Consider the following 16,467-nt stretch of genomic DNA (forward strand, 5'->3'; position numbering starts at 1 on the left):
CGCAACGCCCGCCTTCGCATATGTATGCGCCCCATATGATCGCTCTTTTCCGCTTCATCCTCCTGGCGCTCGCTCTTGCAGCGCCGGTCGCCTCCCATGCCGAGCAGCAGGACATCGCCGCTGCCGCGCGGGGCGTCGTCCGTGTCGTGCTGGTCGCGACCGATGGCAGCGAAGCCTATTTTGTCGGGCATGGCAGCGGGCTGGCGGTTGCGCCCGACAAGATATTGACCAACGCCCATGTCGTGGAACTGGCGCGTGAGGAGAAGAATCTCGTCATCGGCATCATCCCGTCCGAAGGGGCCAAGACCTATGGCGGGCGGATCATCGCCTTTTCGCCGGGCAACGACCTCGCCCTCATCCAGTTGGAACAGGGCAGCCTGCCGGTCAGCACTTTCTATGCCGGTGCCGTGACCGATGGCCAGCATGTCACCGCGATCGGCTATCCCGGCACGGTCGACCGGGCGCAGGGGCTGGGCCTCAAGCAGATGGTCGAGCCGGTGGCGACGGTGAAGACCAGCGGCAACATATCGGCGGGCCGCGCCAGCCGCAGCTTCGACACGTTGCTGCACACTGCGCCGCTGGCTGCTGGAAACAGCGGCGGGCCGCTGGTCGATGATTGCGGTCGGGTGCTGGGGGTCAACAGCTTCGGTTCTGTGTCCGACGGCAGCGACGCGGAGTTCGGCTTTGCCGTGTCCTGGCGCGAAATCGCCTCCTTCCTGCGGCAGGCAGGCGTGTCGTCGCTCCATACCGTCGTACCGTGCCGCTCCTTTGCCGACGCCGATTCGGCCGAAGCCGCCATCCTCCAGCGCGAATCGGCGATGAGCGAGCAGAAGCTGCGCGCCAGCGACAGCGCGCGCCAACAGGCGATGGATCGCGCCCGCGATACTGCCGAGCGGGAGGTCATTTCCGCGCGCGAAAACGCCATGGCCGGGGCCGCTATGCTGCTGGCGCTGGCCGTGCTGGGCCTGGGCGCTGGCGGGCTGTTCTACAGCCAGAAGCGTGAGAAACATGCGACCTGGGCGCTGGCGACCGGCGGGCTGCTACTGTTCGGCGCGCTGGGGCTATTCTTCTTCAAACCCAGCTTCGCCAGCATCGACGAGAAGGTCGCCGTGGCGCAGGACGGGGGCGTCGTCAGCAATGCCGCCTTCGCCTGGGCGGGCGACAATATCTGCAAGGTCGACATAGCGCGAAGCCGCCTGACCCTGTCGCAACCCAATGATATCGGCTTTAACTGGGCCGAAGGCGGGTGCGTCAATGGCGACACCCAATATGTCGCCAGCGGCATCGGATGGCAGCGCGTCACCATCCCGGCGGACGGCCATTATCTGGCCTCCAGCCGCTTCGATCCGGTCAATGGCGTGCTGCGCGTCGATCGCTGGCTGCCCGATGGGGATACGATGGCCAAGGCGCGGGCGTTGGTGGGCGACAAGCCGATTCCCGCCTGTGGCAGCGACCCGGAGGCGCTGGCCCGGGTCGCCGCGCTGCAATCGCAAATGGCGGCCTTGGTCCCGGCCCAGCCCAATGAGCGGATTGTCTATCATTGCCAGAAAGGTCGGCTTGCTCCGGCCGATCCCGCACAATAGTCGATTCGCGCTCACAGAAAAACTCAGTCAAATGCCAGTGATCTCGCACTATTGACGGAATCGCGCAGCATGACTTGCATAGTCATAATCGCGCTGCTAACCGGCCCCACAACAAGGGGGACGGGCGTAACTGCTCCCCCCTCTTTGCATGACCGGCACATCAAATGGAGGACGGTAAGCGCGTGGAGACTACCGGCGGGATACAGGCCAGCCTCAGCGGCCGCTACGCGGTTGCGCTGTTCGATCTGGCACGCGACGGCCAATCGCTCGACACCGTGGCGGAAAGCCTGGCCGCGTTGAAGGCGGCGATTGCCCAATCGCCTGATTTCAAAGCGCTTATCAACAGCCCCGTGCTGAGCCGCGATGCGTCTGGCAAGACGATCAGTGCAGTCGCATCCTCTATGGGGATCGATCCCCTGACCACGAAATTTCTGGGCGTGCTTGCCGGGAACCGCCGGCTTGGCCAGCTTCCCGCCGTCATCCGCGCCTATGAAACCCTGCTGTCGAATCACAACGGTGAGGCCCGCGCCGAAGTCACCAGCGCGCATCCGCTGACCAAGACGCAGATCACGGCGCTGGGCAAAAGCCTGCGCGCCCGTGTCGGCCGCGACGTCGCCGTCGATGCCAAGGTTGACCCCGCGATCCTGGGCGGGCTGGTCGTCAAGATCGGCAGCCAGATGATCGACAGCTCCATTCGTACCCGTTTGAATAGTCTCGCTATGGCGATGAAAGGCTGAACATGGATATCAACGCCGCAGAAATTTCGAAGGTCATCAAGGACCAGATCGCCAATTTCGGCACCGAAGCGCAGGTTAGCGAAGTCGGTTCCGTGCTGACCGTGGGTGACGGCATCGCCCGCGTCCATGGCCTCGACAACGTCCAGGCGGGCGAAATGGTCGAATTCGCCAACGGGATTCAGGGCATGGCGCTGAACCTGGAAGCCGACAATGTCGGCGTCGTGATCTTTGGCTCGGACAGCGAGATCAAGGAAGGCGACACCGTCAAGCGCACCGGCACCATCGTCGACGTTCCGGTCGGCAAGGGTCTGCTGGGTCGCGTCGTGGATGGCCTCGGCAATCCCATCGACGGCAAGGGTCCGATCGTATCCGACCAGCGTATGCGCGTCGAGCGCAAGGCGCCCGGCATCATCCCGCGCACCTCGGTCCACGAACCCGTGCAGACCGGCCTCAAGGCCATCGACACGCTCGTCCCCGTCGGCCGTGGCCAGCGCGAACTGATCATCGGCGATCGCCAGACCGGCAAGACCGCCGTCGCGATCGACACGTTCATCAACCAGAAGGCCGCAAACGCTGGCGATGACGAGAGCAAGAAGCTCTATTGCATCTATGTCGCGATCGGCCAAAAGCGCTCGACTGTCGCACAGATCGTCAAGCAGCTCGAAGAAAATGGCGCGATGGAATATTCCATCGTCGTCGCCGCGACCGCTTCGGAGCCCGCCCCGCTCCAGTATCTCGCGCCCTACACCGGCGTGACCATGGGCGAATACTTCCGCGACAATGGCATGCACGCGGTCATCGTTTATGACGATCTCTCCAAGCAGGCCGTCGCCTATCGCCAGATGTCGCTGCTGCTGCGTCGTCCTCCGGGCCGTGAAGCCTATCCGGGCGACGTGTTCTATCTGCACAGCCGCCTGCTGGAGCGCGCGGCCAAGATGAACAGCGACAATGGTTCGGGTTCGCTGACCGCGCTGCCGATCATCGAAACCCAGGCGGGCGACGTGTCGGCCTATATCCCGACCAACGTGATCTCGATCACCGATGGCCAGATCTTCCTGGAAACCAACCTCTTCTATCAGGGCATCCGTCCGGCCATTAACGTCGGCCTCTCGGTGTCGCGCGTCGGTTCCGCCGCGCAGACCAAGGCGATGAAGAAGGTGTCCGGCTCGATCAAGCTGGAGCTGGCCCAGTATCGCGAAATGGCGGCCTTCGCCCAGTTCGGTTCGGACCTCGACGCATCGACCCAGAAGCTGCTGAACCGCGGTGCGCGCCTGACCGAGCTGCTCAAGCAGGCGCAATTCTCGCCCCTGCCCTTCGAAGAGCAGACCGCGTCGATCTTCGCTGGCACCAACGGCTATCTCGACAGCGTCGCTGTCAAGGACGTGACCCGTTACGAAGAGCTGATGCTGGCCTATCTGCGCCACGATCATGCCGACGTGCTGACCACGATCCGCGACACCAAGGATCTGGGCGACGACGCCAAGGGCAAGCTGAAGGCCGCGCTCGACAGCTTCGGCAAGACGTTCGCGTAACATAAGCCCTCTCCCTTGAGGGAGAGGGTTGGGTGAGGGTGTACGACGCCAATTGGGCGGACCACCCTCTCCTAGTTCAACTAGGCGGCAAGCCGCCAAGTTTCACTACCTCTCCCTCAAGGGAGAGGGAAACACGGGATTGAGATGGCTAGCCTCAAAGAACTGAAGATCCGCATCGGGTCGGTCAAATCGACCCAGAAGATCACCAAGGCGAAGCAGATGGTCGCCGCCGCGAAGCTACGCAAGGCGCAGGCCGCAGCGGAAGCCGCGCGCCCCTATAGCAGCCGTCTGGAAGCCGTCGTCGCCTCGCTCGCCTCGAAGATTGCGGGCGGTTCGGGCGAAGGCGCTTCGCCGCTGCTGGCTGGCACCGGCAAGGATGACGTGCATCTGCTGGTCGTCGCCAACTCCGACCGTGGCCTTGCTGGCGCGTTCAACGCCAACATCGTCAAGGCCGCGCGCGCCAAGGCCGACGAGCTGATCGAGCAGGGCAAGACGGTCAAATTCTACCTGATCGGTCGCAAGGGCCGTCCGGTCATCAACCGCATGTATCCCGGCCAGATCGTCGCCCAATATGACACGACCGGCGCGAAGCAGCCCGGCTATGATCAGGCGCACGCCATTGCGGGCGAGCTGACCGACATGTATCTGAACGGCAAGTTCGACGTCGCGCACCTCTTCTACTCGCGCTTCAAGTCGGCCCTCGCCCAGATCCCGACCGAACAGCAGATCATCCCGGTCAGGATCCCCGCCGACGCTGACCGCAACGCCATCGCCGCGACGGTCGAATATGAACCGAGCGAGGAAGCGATCCTGGACGACCTGCTGCCGCGCAACGTCGCGATCCAGCTGTTCAAGGCGCTGCTGGAAAATAACGCATCCGAACAGGGCGCGTCGATGACCGCGATGGACAACGCCACGCGCAACGCAGGCGACCTGATCAACAAGCTGACGATCCAGTATAACCGCAGCCGCCAGGCCGCGATCACCACCGAACTCGTTGAAATCATTTCGGGCGCTGAAGCCCTCTAAGCACACGCACGCAAGGAAGCAGTCATGGCAACCACCAACAATGTAGGCCGCATTTCGCAGGTCATCGGCGCTGTCGTCGACGTGACCTTCCCCGATGCGCTCCCGTTCATTCTTTCGGCGCTGGAAACCAGCAATAACGGCCAGCGTCTGGTGCTGGAAGTCGCCCAGCATCTGGGTGAAAACACCGTCCGCACCATCGCGATGGATTCGACCGAAGGTCTGACCCGTGGCCAGGAAGTGACCGACACCGGCGCGCAGATCAGCGTCCCCGTCGGCCCCGCCACGCTCGGCCGCATCCTGAACGTCGTTGGCGAACCCATTGACGAGCGCGGCCCGGTCGCGACCGAAATGCGCTCGCCGATCCATGCCAAGGCGCCTGAGTTCGTCGATCAGTCGACCGAAAGCTCGATCCTGGTCACCGGCATCAAGGTCATCGACCTTCTCGCCCCCTATGCCAAGGGCGGCAAGATCGGCCTGTTCGGCGGCGCGGGCGTCGGCAAGACGGTTCTCATTCAGGAACTGATCAACAACATCGCCAAGGGCCATGGCGGCACGTCGGTGTTCGCGGGCGTGGGTGAGCGGACCCGTGAGGGCAACGATCTCTATCACGAATTCCTCGACGCGGGCGTTATCGCCAAGGATGCCGATGGCAATGCCATCTCCGAAGGCTCCAAGGTCGCGCTCGTGTACGGCCAGATGAACGAGCCGCCCGGCGCGCGCGCCCGCGTCGCCCTGTCGGGTCTGACCATCGCGGAATATTTCCGCGACGTCGAAAATCAGGACGTGCTGTTCTTCGTCGACAACATCTTCCGCTTCACCCAGGCAGGCGCGGAAGTGTCCGCTCTGCTCGGCCGTATTCCGTCGGCCGTGGGCTATCAGCCGACCCTGTCGACCGACATGGGCCAGCTGCAGGAACGCATCACCTCCACCAACAAGGGGTCGATCACCTCGGTGCAGGCGGTCTATGTTCCCGCGGACGATTTGACCGATCCGGCACCCGCGACCTCGTTCGCGCATCTTGATGCGACGACGGTTCTCAACCGCGCCATTTCGGAGCTGGGCATCTACCCGGCGGTCGATCCGCTCGACTCCACCAGCCGCGTGCTGGAGCCGCGCACTGTGGGCCAGGAACATTATGACACCGCCCGCGCGGTCCAGTCGATCCTGCAAAAGTACAAGTCGCTGCAGGACATCATCGCCATTCTGGGCATGGACGAGCTGTCCGAAGAGGATAAGCTGACCGTCGCCCGCGCGCGCAAGATTCAGAAATTCCTGTCGCAGCCCTTCCACGTCGCCGAAGTCTTTACTGGCATCAGCGGCAAGTTCGTGGCGGTCGAGGACACGGTCAAGTCGTTCAAGGCGGTGGTCGATGGCGAATATGACCATCTGCCCGAAAACGCCTTCTACATGGTCGGCGGCATCGACGAGGCCATTGAAAAGGCCAAGAAGCTGGCTGCCGAGGCGGCGTAAATCCAAATTCCCCTCCCGCTTGCGGGAGGGGTTAGGGAAGGCCTGTCATGGGCGATCCCTGACCAACATCCCCTCCCCCGACCCCTCCCTAAAGGGAGGGGGGAGTAAGAAAAATGGCACTGCATTTTGAACTCGTGACCCCCGAAAAGCTCTTCCGGTCGGAGGATGTCTATCAGGTCGTGGTGCCCGGCACCGATGGCGACTTCGGCGTGCTGGAGGGTCATGCGCCCTTCATGTCGACCGTGCGCGACGGCAGCATCCAGATCTACGCGACCGCAGGCTCTACGCCGGAAATCATCCCGGTCGAAGGCGGCTTTGCCGAGGTCAATGAAAAGGGTCTGACGGTCCTGGCCGAAAAAGCCGGCTGATCACGGCACCTGACAACCGGCCCGACGCGGCACGGTGATCCAGAGGGGCGCTCGACAGCGCCCCTTTTTGTTGGGCGGTCACTCGTAAAAGGGCCGGATTTCGACCTCGCTGGGTCCAGGCATCGGATTGGGACAGCGCTTGGCCCAGGCGACCGCCTCGTCCATGTCCCTGACATTCCAGAGCCAGAATCCCGCCACCTGATCGCGGCTGGGCGTGAACGGCCCGTCGATCACCGTGCGATCCGCGCCGTCGAATGCGATGCGCTTGCCCTGCGATGTGGGAGTAAGGCCATCAGCGGCAACCAATATGCCAGCGTCGCGCAAGGCGTCATTATAGCGACCCATCGCCGCCATCATCTCGCTCGTCCAGGGTTCGGGGAACAGGCCGGTTTCGCTATCCGGCGTCGCCTTCACCAGCACCATCACACGCATTGTTTGCCTCCCGATCGCGCATGTCAGTCTCTGCAATCGGCGGACGGGCCGCAACAATTATTACGCATCATCAATCGCCGATTGCCGCGCCTCCCCCGCCTTGCCATGAACAGGGCCGATGACCGCCCCGTCCCCTGCCCGTGCCGTTCCGCGCCCTTTGCCCGGCGGCTGGCTGATCGCCCTGCTGGTCGGCTGGCTGGGCGTCGGCCAGCTGCTGTTGTGGCGCTTTCTGGATGTCATGCCGCTCTGGGCCTATGGGCTGGGGGCGTTCCTGGTAGCGGCGCTCTGCGTTGCTGTCGTCCGATCGGCGCGCAGCTTTGCCGGGCCAACGCCTACGACATGGATGTTCTGCATCGGGGTTGCGACGATCTTGCTGATGTTGGGGGGAGAGGGCCGCTTCTTCTATGCCAATATCGACTGGCAGGTGCGGTTCGCGGTGCTGCGCGACATGAGCGTCAATCCCTGGCCCTTCGTCTATAGCGCACGCGGCGAACCCGACCTGCTGCGCGCGCCGATTGGCATGTTCCTGATCCCCGCACTGGCGGCCAAGACGCTGGGCGAGCGCGCCGCCGACATCGCGCTGCTGGTCCAGAACAGCCTGCTGCTCGGCACGTTGCTGGCGCTGGGGTCCACCCTGTTTGCGACGCGCCGCGCCAGGCTGATCGCGTTGGTCGTCGTCATCGGGTTCAGCGGCCTTGATGCGCTGGGGCGCATCCTGTTTCGCGGCGGGCTGTCGGATCATCTCGAAAACTGGGCCTATCTCCAATATTCATCGACCATCACCCTCGCCTTCTGGGTGCCGCAACATGCGCTGTCGGGCTGGATCGGCGCGCTCGGCTTCCTGCTGTGGCGGGCGGAGAAGCTGCCGCTCGGCGTCTATCTGACGCTGCTGCCTTTGACCGCGCTCTGGTCGCCGCTGGGGCTGATGGGGGCAATGCCCTTTGCCGCACTGGCGGGGATAAGGAGTTTGCGAGCAGGCGCGCTCCACCCCGCTGACATCGTCCTCCCCGCGCTCACCACCCTTCTCTGCATCCCCGGCCTGCTCTATCTGAGCGCGGCAGGCGATGGGGTCGGCGTGCGGCTGATGGCGCTGTCGCCGCTGCAATGGGGTCTGTTCGAGCTGCTGGAGGTGCTGGTCTATGTCGCGCCCCTGGCGCTGCTGGTCCATCGTCCGCGCTTTGGCCGCGATACGCTGACGATGCTGGCCCTCTGGCTGATCGCCATTCCCTTCGTCCAGATTGGCGCGTCCACCGATTTCATGATGCGCGGATCGATCTGCGCATTGATGATATTGGCGGTCATGGTCGCCGATGCCCTTCTCGGCGCACCGCGCGCGCGCGCCCCGCTGGTCGTGCTGCTGGCGATCGGGTCCGTCACTGGCATTGTGGAAATCCGCCGGGCGCTGGCGCATCCCGGCGCGCCGCAGGTCCGATGTAGCCTGTTCAAGGCATGGCACCAGAGTTTTGGCGATTTCCCGATCGATTCCTATGTCGCGCCGCTGGGCAAGATGCCGCCGCTGGTGCGGCCCGCCAATCCGGCCCCGGTCAGCACCACCGAACCCGCCCGCTGCTGGGAAGGGCCATGGCACCATCCTGACGATCCGTCAGACTGACAAGATCGCGTAGAGCGACAGGCCGATGGGGAAGCGCACCCGGCCAAGCAGATGCTGTTCCCAGCCGAATATCCGCCTCAACACGCCGTTGACGGGTGGCGATGGCTGGGCGTCCAGCCCGCCCTTGCGCCCCAGCAAGCGGTGCGCGGTGCGGGTCGCGACCGCGAGGGGAAAGAGCAGGCTGTTGAAATAGCCGATCGCCTCGACCTTCAGTCCCGCCTCCTGCGCCACTCTGCGCAGCCCGGCCAGCGTATAGCGGCGCTTATGATGGTGCAGCACGTCATGGTCGGACCAGAGCCAGGGCACCGCCGGAACGGTGAGCAAAATCCGCCCCCCCTCCGCCAGTCGCACGCGCAATGCCGCAAGCGAGGCGCGATCCTCCTCCACATGCTCCAGCACGTCGAGCAGCGCGATCAGGTCATAGCGGGCACCGTCAAAACCGATCCGGCCCGGCAGCATTCCCGGCTCGATCCGGGCGATACCGCGTTCGCTGGCGTGGCGGCGCGCGTCATCATCATATTCCAGCGCATCGACGCGGCCATGGCGCGCCAGCATCGCCAGATTGCCGCCGGTGCCGCAGCCCGCCTCCAATATGCGCGCGTCGGCGCGCGGCGCGATCCGGGTGCGGATCAGCGCGTCCAAAATGGCGCGGCGGGCGACGAACCACCAATGGCTCCCCTCCTGCGCGCTCAGGCTCGCATAGGCTGATCGGTCCATTGATCCTCATCCCTGATTGGCGTTGCGACCGGCGCGACCGACTGATCCGCGACGACATAAAGCGGCCGCTGCCGCACTTCGCGCGCAACCCGGCCAAGATATTCGCCGATGATCCCCAGACTGAGCAGATTAAGCCCACCCAGCCCCAGCACCGCGACCATGATGGAGGCATAGCCGGGCGTATCGACCCCGGTGATGATCGTATGCGCGACCAGGAAGGCGGCATAGGCAAAGGCCAGGCAGGCAATGCCGCCGCCAATATAGGACCAGATGCGCAGCGGCATGGTGGTCGATGCGGTAATGCCGTCGATCGCCAGCGACCAGAGCTTGCCCAGCCGCCATTTGGTCGTCCCCGTCCCGCGCGCGGCACGGACATAATCGACCGTAGCGACGCGAAAGCCGATCCAGCTGAACAGCCCCTTGTTGAAGCGCGCCTGTTCGCCCAATTGCTTGATGACGTCCACGGCCTGCCGGTCGAGCAGGCGGAAATCGCCGACATTTTCCGGGATGGGATAATCGGACAGGCGATTGAGCAGGCGGTAGAAACCCCGCGCGCTGGTCCGTTTGAACCAGCCGTCGGTGGACCGGTCGGTGCGGCGGGCGTTGACGACTTGCGCGCCTGCCAGCCAGTGGCGGGCCATATCGACGATCACCTCCGGCGGGTCTTGCAAATCGACGTCGATCGGGATCACCGCGTCGCCGCAGGCATGGTCGATCCCAGCCGCAAGCGCCGCTTCCTTGCCGAAATTGCGCGACAAAGTGACGCAACGCACATCCGGGTTCAGCCGCGCCAGTATCGCCAATATGTCGCCGGTGCGATCGCTGCTGCCGTCATCGACGAACAGATATTCGGCCCGTGCATCCGCGCCGATCAGCGCCAGCGCACGCCCCACCGCCGGACGCGCCACCTCCAGAAACAGCGACAGGCTGTCCTGCTCATTATAGACGGGGATGACGATCGACAGGGTGCGCATGGGCGCGATGATCCTCACGGAAAAGCTGCCTCTGCTATCGGCCATAATGGTTAATGGAAGGTAAGGGCGCGCCGCCATCCTTACGCTTCATTTACCATATTGCGCCATCACCGGCCCATGCGCGCCATCGCCTCCCTTGCCAGCCGTCATCCGGTCTGGACGCTGATCCTGCTGGGGTGTGTGCTGATGCTGCCTGCCCTGCTATGGGGACCGGGCGCGACGCACAGCCATCTCTATAATCATATGTGGACACGCCATTTCGGCGAGCAGATGGCGGCGGGGCATCTCTATGAACGCTGGCTGCCGCGCAGTTTCGAGGGGCTGGGCAGCCCCACCTTCTATTTCTACCCGCCTTTGGCCTATTGGCTGTCGGGCGGGCTGAACGCGATGGGCCTCACCGTGGGGCAGGCGATCACCGGCGCTGGCCTGCTGCTGATGATCGCGTCAGGACTGGCCATATATGCGTGGCTGGCCGAGCGCGGGACAAGACCGCTCTTGGGCGCGGCGCTCTATATGGTTGCGCCCTATCATCTGTTCGACCTCTATGTCCGTGGCGCGCTGGCGGAATTTGCCGGGTTCGTCTGGTTGCCGCTGATCGCCTTGGGCATCCATTGGCTGCCGTCACGACGCGGGGTGGCGCTCCTCGCCAGCGCCTATGCCGCGCTGATCCTGACCCATTTGCCGCTGGCGACGCTGACCGGCCTGTTCCTGATCGCGCCGCTGATGCTCCAGCGGATCTTGCAGGATCGCACGACATTGCTGCCTGGCCTTATCGCCGGGCTGCTCGCCTTTGCGCTTGCCGCTTTCTATCTGCTGCCCGCCGCGACGCTCCAGTCGCATATGTCCACCGCTTTGCTGTGGACCGGCAAATATCAGGCAAGCAGCTGGTCGATCTGGCGCGAGGATGTGGAGTTGTTCCCCTGTATCGCGCTGGGCCTCGTCCTGCTCGCCTGGCGTGCGCGATCGCTATGGACTGCGATCACGGTTGGCACCGCATTGGCGGCGGTCAATCTGATCCCGTCATTGTGGAGCATCGATCTGCTCGACAAGGTGCAATTCCCATGGCGTATCCTCGCCATCACCGAATTTGCCGCCATCACCGCGATTGCCGCCTGCCCGCCCCGCCGCATTATCGCGATCGGCGCGGGCGTGGTGCTGGCCTTCCCGCTGCTGCTCACCGGCCTGATCGCCAACGCCCTGCTGCACATGCCGGTCGATTATGCCAGGATCGATCGGCACCAGCCCGACGCGCCCGAATATCTGCCCGCAGGCTTTGATGCCGCGCTGGTCGATCGGGTCGATCGCTGGACTGACCTTGGCCGCTATGCCAGCCTCCCGCGCGGCGACAGCATCACCATCACTCGCCCCGGCCCCGTGACGATCGGCCATGCCGCCTTTCCGATCTGGCAGGTGACACGCGATGGCCAGGCAGTGGCAAGCCACGGCCCGCTGATCCGCTTCGATGCCCAGCCCGGCACCTATCGCATCGAACGGGTGCGGCTGTGGCAGGAAAAAGTCGGCGCGGCGATCAGCCTGATCGCGCTGCTGGGGCTGGCGCTGCTGATCCGTCGCCGGGCCATTAGCCATTTGTCAAAGTTTCCATCTTATTCACCTTCCCAAGCCCTATCTGATCGGCCTTCTTTCGGGCGGCTTCGATCGCGAATTACTGGCGGAGACCTATGAGCGCCTTTGGACGGAAAAATGGACCTGCTGGCATCAAGCCCGGCTTTGGCGTCGCCCGGCCGATGCAAGGCGGAAGCGCGCCCAAGGACGAACCGCGGGGCGGTGACCAGTTCCCCCCGCTCGACATCGCGGCCCTACCCGGCGAAACCAGCTTCGATCCGCTCACCGCGCCGACCAGCCAGATGCAGCGCAATGCCGATGCGATCCAGCGCCTGTCGGACCGCGCCAATCACGAGCATGTAGCAGACGCGGGACCGCAGGGTTTTGAAGCCAGCGTCCACAAGATCAAGGAACAGGTGCTGCCCCGCCTGCTGGAGCGCGTCGATCCTGAAGCTGCTGCAACCCTGACCAAGGATGAGCTGGCCGAGGAATTCCGCCCGATCATCATGGAAGTGCTGGCGGAGCTGAAGCTCACCCTCAACCGGCGCGAACAGTTCGCGCTGGAAAAGGTGCTGGTCGATGAACTGCTGGGCCTGGGGCCGCTCGAAGAGTTACTGTCCGACCCGGACGTGACCGACATCATGGTCAACGGCCCGGACCAGACCTATATCGAAAAGAAGGGCAAGCTGATGATTGCCCCGATCAAGTTTCGGGACGAGGAGCATCTGTTCCAGATCGCGCAGCGGATCGTCAGCAAGGTCGGCCGCCGAGTCGACCAGACCACGCCGCTGGCCGACGCCCGCCTGCCCGACGGCAGCCGCGTCAACGTCATCGTGCCGCCGCTGTCCTTGCGCGGCACCGCCATCTCGATTCGTAAATTTTCGGCCAAACCGATCACCATCGACATGCTGGCTCAATGGGGCGCGATGAGTCCCAAAATGGCGACGGCGCTCAAGATTGCGGGCGCCTGCCGCTTCAACATCGTCATTTCGGGCGGCACCGGTTCGGGCAAGACGACGATGCTCAATGCCCTGTCGAAGATGATCGATCCGGGTGAGCGCGTGCTGACGATCGAGGACGCCGCCGAATTGCGGTTGCAACAGCCGCACTGGCTGCCGCTGGAAACCCGCCCGGCCAATCTGGAGGGCAATGGTGCCATCACCATCGGCGATCTGGTCAAGAACGCCCTGCGTATGCGCCCGGACCGGATCATTCTAGGCGAAATTCGTGGCGCGGAATGTTTCGATCTGCTCGCCGCGATGAACACGGGCCATGACGGCTCCATGTGTACGCTCCACGCCAACTCACCCCGCGAATGTCTGGGCCGTATGGAAAACATGATCCTGATGGGGGACATTAAAATCCCCAAGGAAGCCATTTCCAAGCAGATCGCCGACTCGGTCGATCTGATCATCCAGGTCAAGCGTCTGCGCGACGGTTCGCGCCGCATCACCAACGTGACCGAGGTGATCGGCATGGAAGGCGACGTCATCGTCACCCAGGAATTGTTCAAGTTCGAATATCATGACGAGGATGACAGCGGCAAAATCGTCGGCGAATATCGGTCGATGGGCTTGCGTCCCTATACGCTGGACAAGGCGCGCATGTTCGGCTTCGACCAGCCTTTCCTGGAAGCCTGCCTGTAAGGAATCATGGCTGGCAGGGATTTCCCCCCAGCCCCCTTGCTTCCACTCGCTACGACCGGCACACCCCTCTCCTGACCTATCAAGAGAGGACTGCCGATGAACCGTCTCGCCCGTGCCGGACTGCTGCTGACCGGCCTTGCCCTGCCTGCCCTGCCCCTGCTGGCCCAACATGCCGGCCATGGCGATCATGCCGCGCACAAGGCGGCAGACCCGATTGCCGCCGCCGTCGCCGCGCCCAGCCGCACGCCAACCAATGTCCTGCGCGACACATATCGCCACCCGGCAGAAACATTGGCCTTTTTCGGTGTGACACCGACCCAGACTGTGGTGGAATATGCGCCAAGCGGCGGCTGGTACACCGAAATATTGGCGCCCTTGCTGCGCGATCAGGGCAAATTCTACGCGCTGCAACCCACCGGCCGATATCTGGACGGTTACAAGACATTCCTGGCCGCCAAGCCGACCGTCTATGACAAGGTGACGGTCGTTCCCTATCCCGAAGCGACCGCCGCCATCCCTGCCAACAGCGTGGACACGGTGCTGACCTTCCGCAATGTCCATAATATGGTGATGGGCGGCACGGAGGCGGCGACCTTCGCTGCCTTCTTTGCGATGCTCAAGCCCGGCGGTACGCTGGGCGTGGTTGATCATCGCCTGCCCGAAGGGCGCGACAGCGCGCTGGAAAAGACCAGCGGCTATCTCAAAGTCTCGACCATCCGCCGCATCGCTGAGGCCGCCGGTTTCACCTATGTCGGCGCGTCGGAAGTCAACGCCAATCCCAAGGATACGGCGGATTGGGCCAAGGGCGTATGGACCCTGCCCCCTGTGCTGACCAACAAGGATGTCGATCGCGACAAATATCTGGCGATCGGCGAAAGCGACCGCATGACGCTCAAATTCGTCAAGCCGCTGTAAATAGACCCAACCCGGTTGCGCCACGGCGCAACCGGGTTAAGGCGGAGCGGTGACGCCGTCCCCGCCCCAACCCCGACCGCATCGGCCGCTCTTTGCCATCGGGCTGCGGCTGACGGCCGTCATCTGTCTGTCGATCATGTTCGTGACCGTGCGGGTGGTCGATGGGCGTGGCGTGCATGTCGTCGAATCGCTTTTCTATCGCCAGGCGCTCGCCTTGCCCTTCGTGCTGGGCTGGGTGGCGATGGCCGATGGCCTCCGCACCGTGCGCACCAACCGCATCCGCGTCCATGCCAGCCGCATGATGCTGGGGCTGAGCGGCATGTTGCTCAATTTCCTGTCCTATATCCTGCTATTACCGGCCGAAGCCGCAACGATCGGCTTTACCATGCCGATCTTCGGCACGATCCTGTCGGCGCTGATCCTGCGGGAGGCGACGGGCATCCATCGCTGGGGGGCGGTGCTGATCGGCTTTGTCGGGGTGCTGGTGATGATCCGGCCCGATGCCGGCCATTTCCCGCTACAGGGGGTCGCAGTCGCCATCGCCGCTGCTTTCGTGACGGCCAGCGTCAGCCTGGTGCTGCGCGAACTGGGCCGGACTGAAAGCGCGGGCGTGGTGGTGTTCTGGTTCACGACGCTGTCGATGATCCCGCTCGGCATCGCCATGCCCTTCTTCGCGCAAATGCACGATCCGGTCACCTGGGGGCTATTACTGCTGATCGGCCTGTTCGGCGGCATCGCGCAGCTTTGCCTGACCGCCGCGCTGCGCTGGGGGCCTGTGTCGGTGGTGCTGCCGATGGACTATAGCGCGATCATCTGGACGACGCTGCTGGGCCTGGCGATCGGCGAACCATGGCCGCTGGCAACGACCTGGATCGGGGCAAGCCTGATCATCGCCAGCGGTCTCTATATTGCCTGGCGCGAACATGTCCGCGGCAAGGTGGCGCGGGTTAGGACAACAGCTCTGCATCCAGACTGATGTCGGCCTTCAGCAATTTGGAAATCGGGCAATTGGCCTTGGCCTTGCCCGCCAGATCCTGAAATGTCGCGTCATCCACGCCGGGAATGCTGGCCTTGAGCGTCAGGTGGCTTGCGGTGACGGCAAAACCATCGTCCAGCTTTTCAAGCGTGACGACCGCCTTCGTATCCATCTTGGATGCGGTCAGCCCGGCTTCACCCAGGATGAGCGACAGCGCCATGGTGAAGCAGGAGGCGTGGGCCGCGGCGATCAGTTCTTCGGGGTTGCTGCCCGGCACGCCTTCAAAACGCGTGGCAAATCCATAGGGATAGGCGTCCAGCGCGCCGCTCTGGGTCGATATCGCGCCCTTGCCGTCCTTCAGCCCGCCGCTCCACACCGCTGATCCGCTACGATTGATCTTCATGACTCTATCTCCTGCTCTTGCCGACAAGGAACCCGCAGGCACCCGCGTGGTTGCATCCTTATAATCCTTCTTGTGCAGGAGAGTGACAATGTCTGACACGACACTTGAAAATCACGGCCAGCTAATCGCATCCGATCGGGTAGAAGGCACTGCTGTCTATAACCGGCAGGGCGAAAAGCTCGGCAAAATCTCCAACTTCATGGTCGACAAGGTTACGGGGCAGGTCCGTTATGCAGTGCTGTCCTTTGGCGGCTTTCTGGGCATGGGGCATGACCATTATCCCCTGCCCTGGTCGATGCTGAACTATGACACGCAGCAGGGCGGCTATGTGGTCGATCTGGACCGCAAGCTGCTGGATGAAGCGCCGCGCCACATGGCCGACGAACGTCCCGATTATAGCGATGGCTATGGCCGCAACGTCTATCAATATTATGGTCTGATCTACCCCTGGTAAGGGCTGTCTGGTGGACGGGCGGTGGCGGCAAAGCCGCCTGCCCGCCTGCGCCTTCC

The 16,467-nt window shown here is 63.6% G+C and carries 16 protein-coding genes; 12 read left to right on the forward strand and 4 right to left on the reverse strand.

Features of this window, described 5'->3' with window-relative positions:
- Positions 1-35 precede the first annotated feature (35 nt).
- The 6 genes from Q0D44_RS12150 to Q0D44_RS12175 all read left to right on the forward strand — a co-directional run bounded on the left by Q0D44_RS12150 (position 36) and on the right by Q0D44_RS12175 (position 6,719).
- A complete protein-coding gene (locus Q0D44_RS12150) occupies positions 36-1,583 on the forward strand; it encodes a serine protease (RefSeq protein WP_294136854.1) in 1,548 nt (515 codons plus the stop codon).
- A gap of 182 nt (positions 1,584-1,765) precedes the next feature.
- On the forward strand, positions 1,766-2,320 hold the full coding sequence (locus Q0D44_RS12155; protein ID WP_294136912.1) for a F0F1 ATP synthase subunit delta: 555 nt from the start codon (positions 1,766-1,768) through the stop codon (positions 2,318-2,320).
- Positions 2,321-2,322: 2 nt separating this feature from the next.
- Positions 2,323-3,852, forward strand: a complete 1,530-nt coding sequence (gene atpA / locus Q0D44_RS12160) for a F0F1 ATP synthase subunit alpha (RefSeq protein WP_294136855.1) — start codon at positions 2,323-2,325, stop codon at positions 3,850-3,852.
- 144 nt (positions 3,853-3,996) lie between these two features.
- Entirely contained in the window at positions 3,997-4,881 is an 885-nt protein-coding gene (locus Q0D44_RS12165) for a F0F1 ATP synthase subunit gamma (RefSeq protein ID WP_294136856.1), read from the forward strand.
- Positions 4,882-4,905: 24 nt separating this feature from the next.
- A complete protein-coding gene (atpD, locus tag Q0D44_RS12170) occupies positions 4,906-6,351 on the forward strand; it encodes a F0F1 ATP synthase subunit beta (protein WP_119747278.1) in 1,446 nt (481 codons plus the stop codon).
- A gap of 113 nt (positions 6,352-6,464) precedes the next feature.
- Entirely contained in the window at positions 6,465-6,719 is a 255-nt protein-coding gene (locus Q0D44_RS12175; RefSeq protein ID WP_006951519.1) for an ATP synthase F1 subunit epsilon, read from the forward strand.
- 78 nt (positions 6,720-6,797) lie between these two features.
- Here the strand turns inward: Q0D44_RS12175 and Q0D44_RS12180 are convergent, their stop codons facing one another.
- Positions 6,798-7,151: a YciI family protein gene (locus Q0D44_RS12180; protein WP_294136857.1), complete on the reverse strand. Its 354-nt coding sequence runs from the start codon at positions 7,149-7,151 to the stop codon at positions 6,798-6,800.
- Positions 7,152-7,269: 118 nt separating this feature from the next.
- Between Q0D44_RS12180 and Q0D44_RS12185 the strand changes: the two genes are divergently transcribed.
- Positions 7,270-8,763, forward strand: coding sequence for a hypothetical protein (locus Q0D44_RS12185; protein WP_294136858.1), 1,494 nt, complete (start codon positions 7,270-7,272; stop codon positions 8,761-8,763).
- Here the strand turns inward: Q0D44_RS12185 and Q0D44_RS12190 are convergent.
- Positions 8,755-9,480: a class I SAM-dependent methyltransferase gene (locus Q0D44_RS12190; RefSeq protein WP_294136859.1), complete on the reverse strand. Its 726-nt coding sequence runs from the start codon at positions 9,478-9,480 to the stop codon at positions 8,755-8,757. The two genes, Q0D44_RS12185 and Q0D44_RS12190, sit on opposite strands and share 9 nt — an antisense overlap.
- Positions 9,453-10,454 (reverse strand): glycosyltransferase family 2 protein, encoded by a 1,002-nt coding sequence (locus Q0D44_RS12195; protein ID WP_294136913.1) that lies wholly within the window; start codon positions 10,452-10,454, stop codon positions 9,453-9,455. Before Q0D44_RS12195 ends, Q0D44_RS12190 begins: the two co-directional genes overlap by 28 nt.
- Before the next feature lie 117 nt (positions 10,455-10,571).
- Here Q0D44_RS12195 and Q0D44_RS12200 point away from each other — a divergent pair, with 117 nt between their 5' ends.
- The 4 genes from Q0D44_RS12200 (at position 10,572) to Q0D44_RS12215 (ending at position 15,554) form a co-directional block, all read left to right on the forward strand.
- Positions 10,572-12,137, forward strand: a complete 1,566-nt coding sequence (locus tag Q0D44_RS12200; protein ID WP_294136860.1) for an integral membrane-like protein — start codon at positions 10,572-10,574, stop codon at positions 12,135-12,137.
- On the forward strand, positions 12,134-13,663 hold the full coding sequence (locus Q0D44_RS12205) for a CpaF family protein (protein WP_294136861.1): 1,530 nt from the start codon (positions 12,134-12,136) through the stop codon (positions 13,661-13,663). Before Q0D44_RS12200 ends, Q0D44_RS12205 begins: the two co-directional genes overlap by 4 nt.
- 96 nt (positions 13,664-13,759) lie before the next feature.
- A complete protein-coding gene (locus Q0D44_RS12210; protein ID WP_294136862.1) occupies positions 13,760-14,578 on the forward strand; it encodes a methyltransferase in 819 nt (272 codons plus the stop codon).
- A gap of 97 nt (positions 14,579-14,675) precedes the next feature.
- Positions 14,676-15,554, forward strand: a complete 879-nt coding sequence (locus Q0D44_RS12215; RefSeq protein WP_294136914.1) for a DMT family transporter — start codon at positions 14,676-14,678, stop codon at positions 15,552-15,554.
- Here the strand turns inward: Q0D44_RS12215 and Q0D44_RS12220 are convergent.
- The gene (locus tag Q0D44_RS12220; protein WP_294136863.1) at positions 15,526-15,957 is read right to left on the reverse strand and encodes an OsmC family protein; all 432 of its coding nucleotides are present in this window, start codon (positions 15,955-15,957) and stop codon (positions 15,526-15,528) included. The two genes, Q0D44_RS12215 and Q0D44_RS12220, sit on opposite strands and share 29 nt — an antisense overlap.
- Positions 15,958-16,045: 88 nt before the next feature.
- Here Q0D44_RS12220 and Q0D44_RS12225 point away from each other — a divergent pair, with 88 nt between their 5' ends.
- A complete protein-coding gene (locus tag Q0D44_RS12225; RefSeq protein ID WP_294136864.1) occupies positions 16,046-16,411 on the forward strand; it encodes a PRC-barrel domain-containing protein in 366 nt (121 codons plus the stop codon).
- Positions 16,412-16,467 lie beyond the last annotated feature (56 nt).

Source organism: Sphingobium sp., assembly GCA_023266575.1.
Lineage (GTDB): Bacteria > Pseudomonadota > Alphaproteobacteria > Sphingomonadales > Sphingomonadaceae > Sphingobium.

Bases quoted from the DNA above. Each gene is read 5' to 3' on its own strand.
- atpA (WP_294136855.1), top strand. From the start codon at position 2,323: ATGGATATCAACGCCGCAGAAATTTCGAAGGTCATCAAGGACCAGATC.
- Q0D44_RS12185 (WP_294136858.1), top strand. From the start codon at position 7,270: ATGACCGCCCCGTCCCCTGCCCGTGCCGTTCCGCGCCCTTTGCCCGGC.
- Q0D44_RS12220 (WP_294136863.1), bottom strand. From the start codon at position 15,957: ATGAAGATCAATCGTAGCGGATCAGCGGTGTGGAGCGGCGGGCTGAAG.
- Q0D44_RS12210 (WP_294136862.1), top strand. From the start codon at position 13,760: ATGAACCGTCTCGCCCGTGCCGGACTGCTGCTGACCGGCCTTGCCCTG.
- atpD (WP_119747278.1), top strand. From the start codon at position 4,906: ATGGCAACCACCAACAATGTAGGCCGCATTTCGCAGGTCATCGGCGCT.
- Q0D44_RS12165 (WP_294136856.1), top strand. From the start codon at position 3,997: ATGGCTAGCCTCAAAGAACTGAAGATCCGCATCGGGTCGGTCAAATCG.
- Q0D44_RS12175 (WP_006951519.1), top strand. From the start codon at position 6,465: ATGGCACTGCATTTTGAACTCGTGACCCCCGAAAAGCTCTTCCGGTCG.
- Q0D44_RS12225 (WP_294136864.1), top strand. From the start codon at position 16,046: ATGTCTGACACGACACTTGAAAATCACGGCCAGCTAATCGCATCCGAT.
- Q0D44_RS12200 (WP_294136860.1), top strand. From the start codon at position 10,572: ATGCGCGCCATCGCCTCCCTTGCCAGCCGTCATCCGGTCTGGACGCTG.
- Q0D44_RS12205 (WP_294136861.1), top strand. From the start codon at position 12,134: ATGAGCGCCTTTGGACGGAAAAATGGACCTGCTGGCATCAAGCCCGGC.
- Q0D44_RS12180 (WP_294136857.1), bottom strand. From the start codon at position 7,151: ATGCGTGTGATGGTGCTGGTGAAGGCGACGCCGGATAGCGAAACCGGC.
- Q0D44_RS12150 (WP_294136854.1), top strand. From the start codon at position 36: ATGATCGCTCTTTTCCGCTTCATCCTCCTGGCGCTCGCTCTTGCAGCG.
- Q0D44_RS12190 (WP_294136859.1), bottom strand. From the start codon at position 9,480: ATGGACCGATCAGCCTATGCGAGCCTGAGCGCGCAGGAGGGGAGCCAT.
- Q0D44_RS12195 (WP_294136913.1), bottom strand. From the start codon at position 10,454: ATGCGCACCCTGTCGATCGTCATCCCCGTCTATAATGAGCAGGACAGC.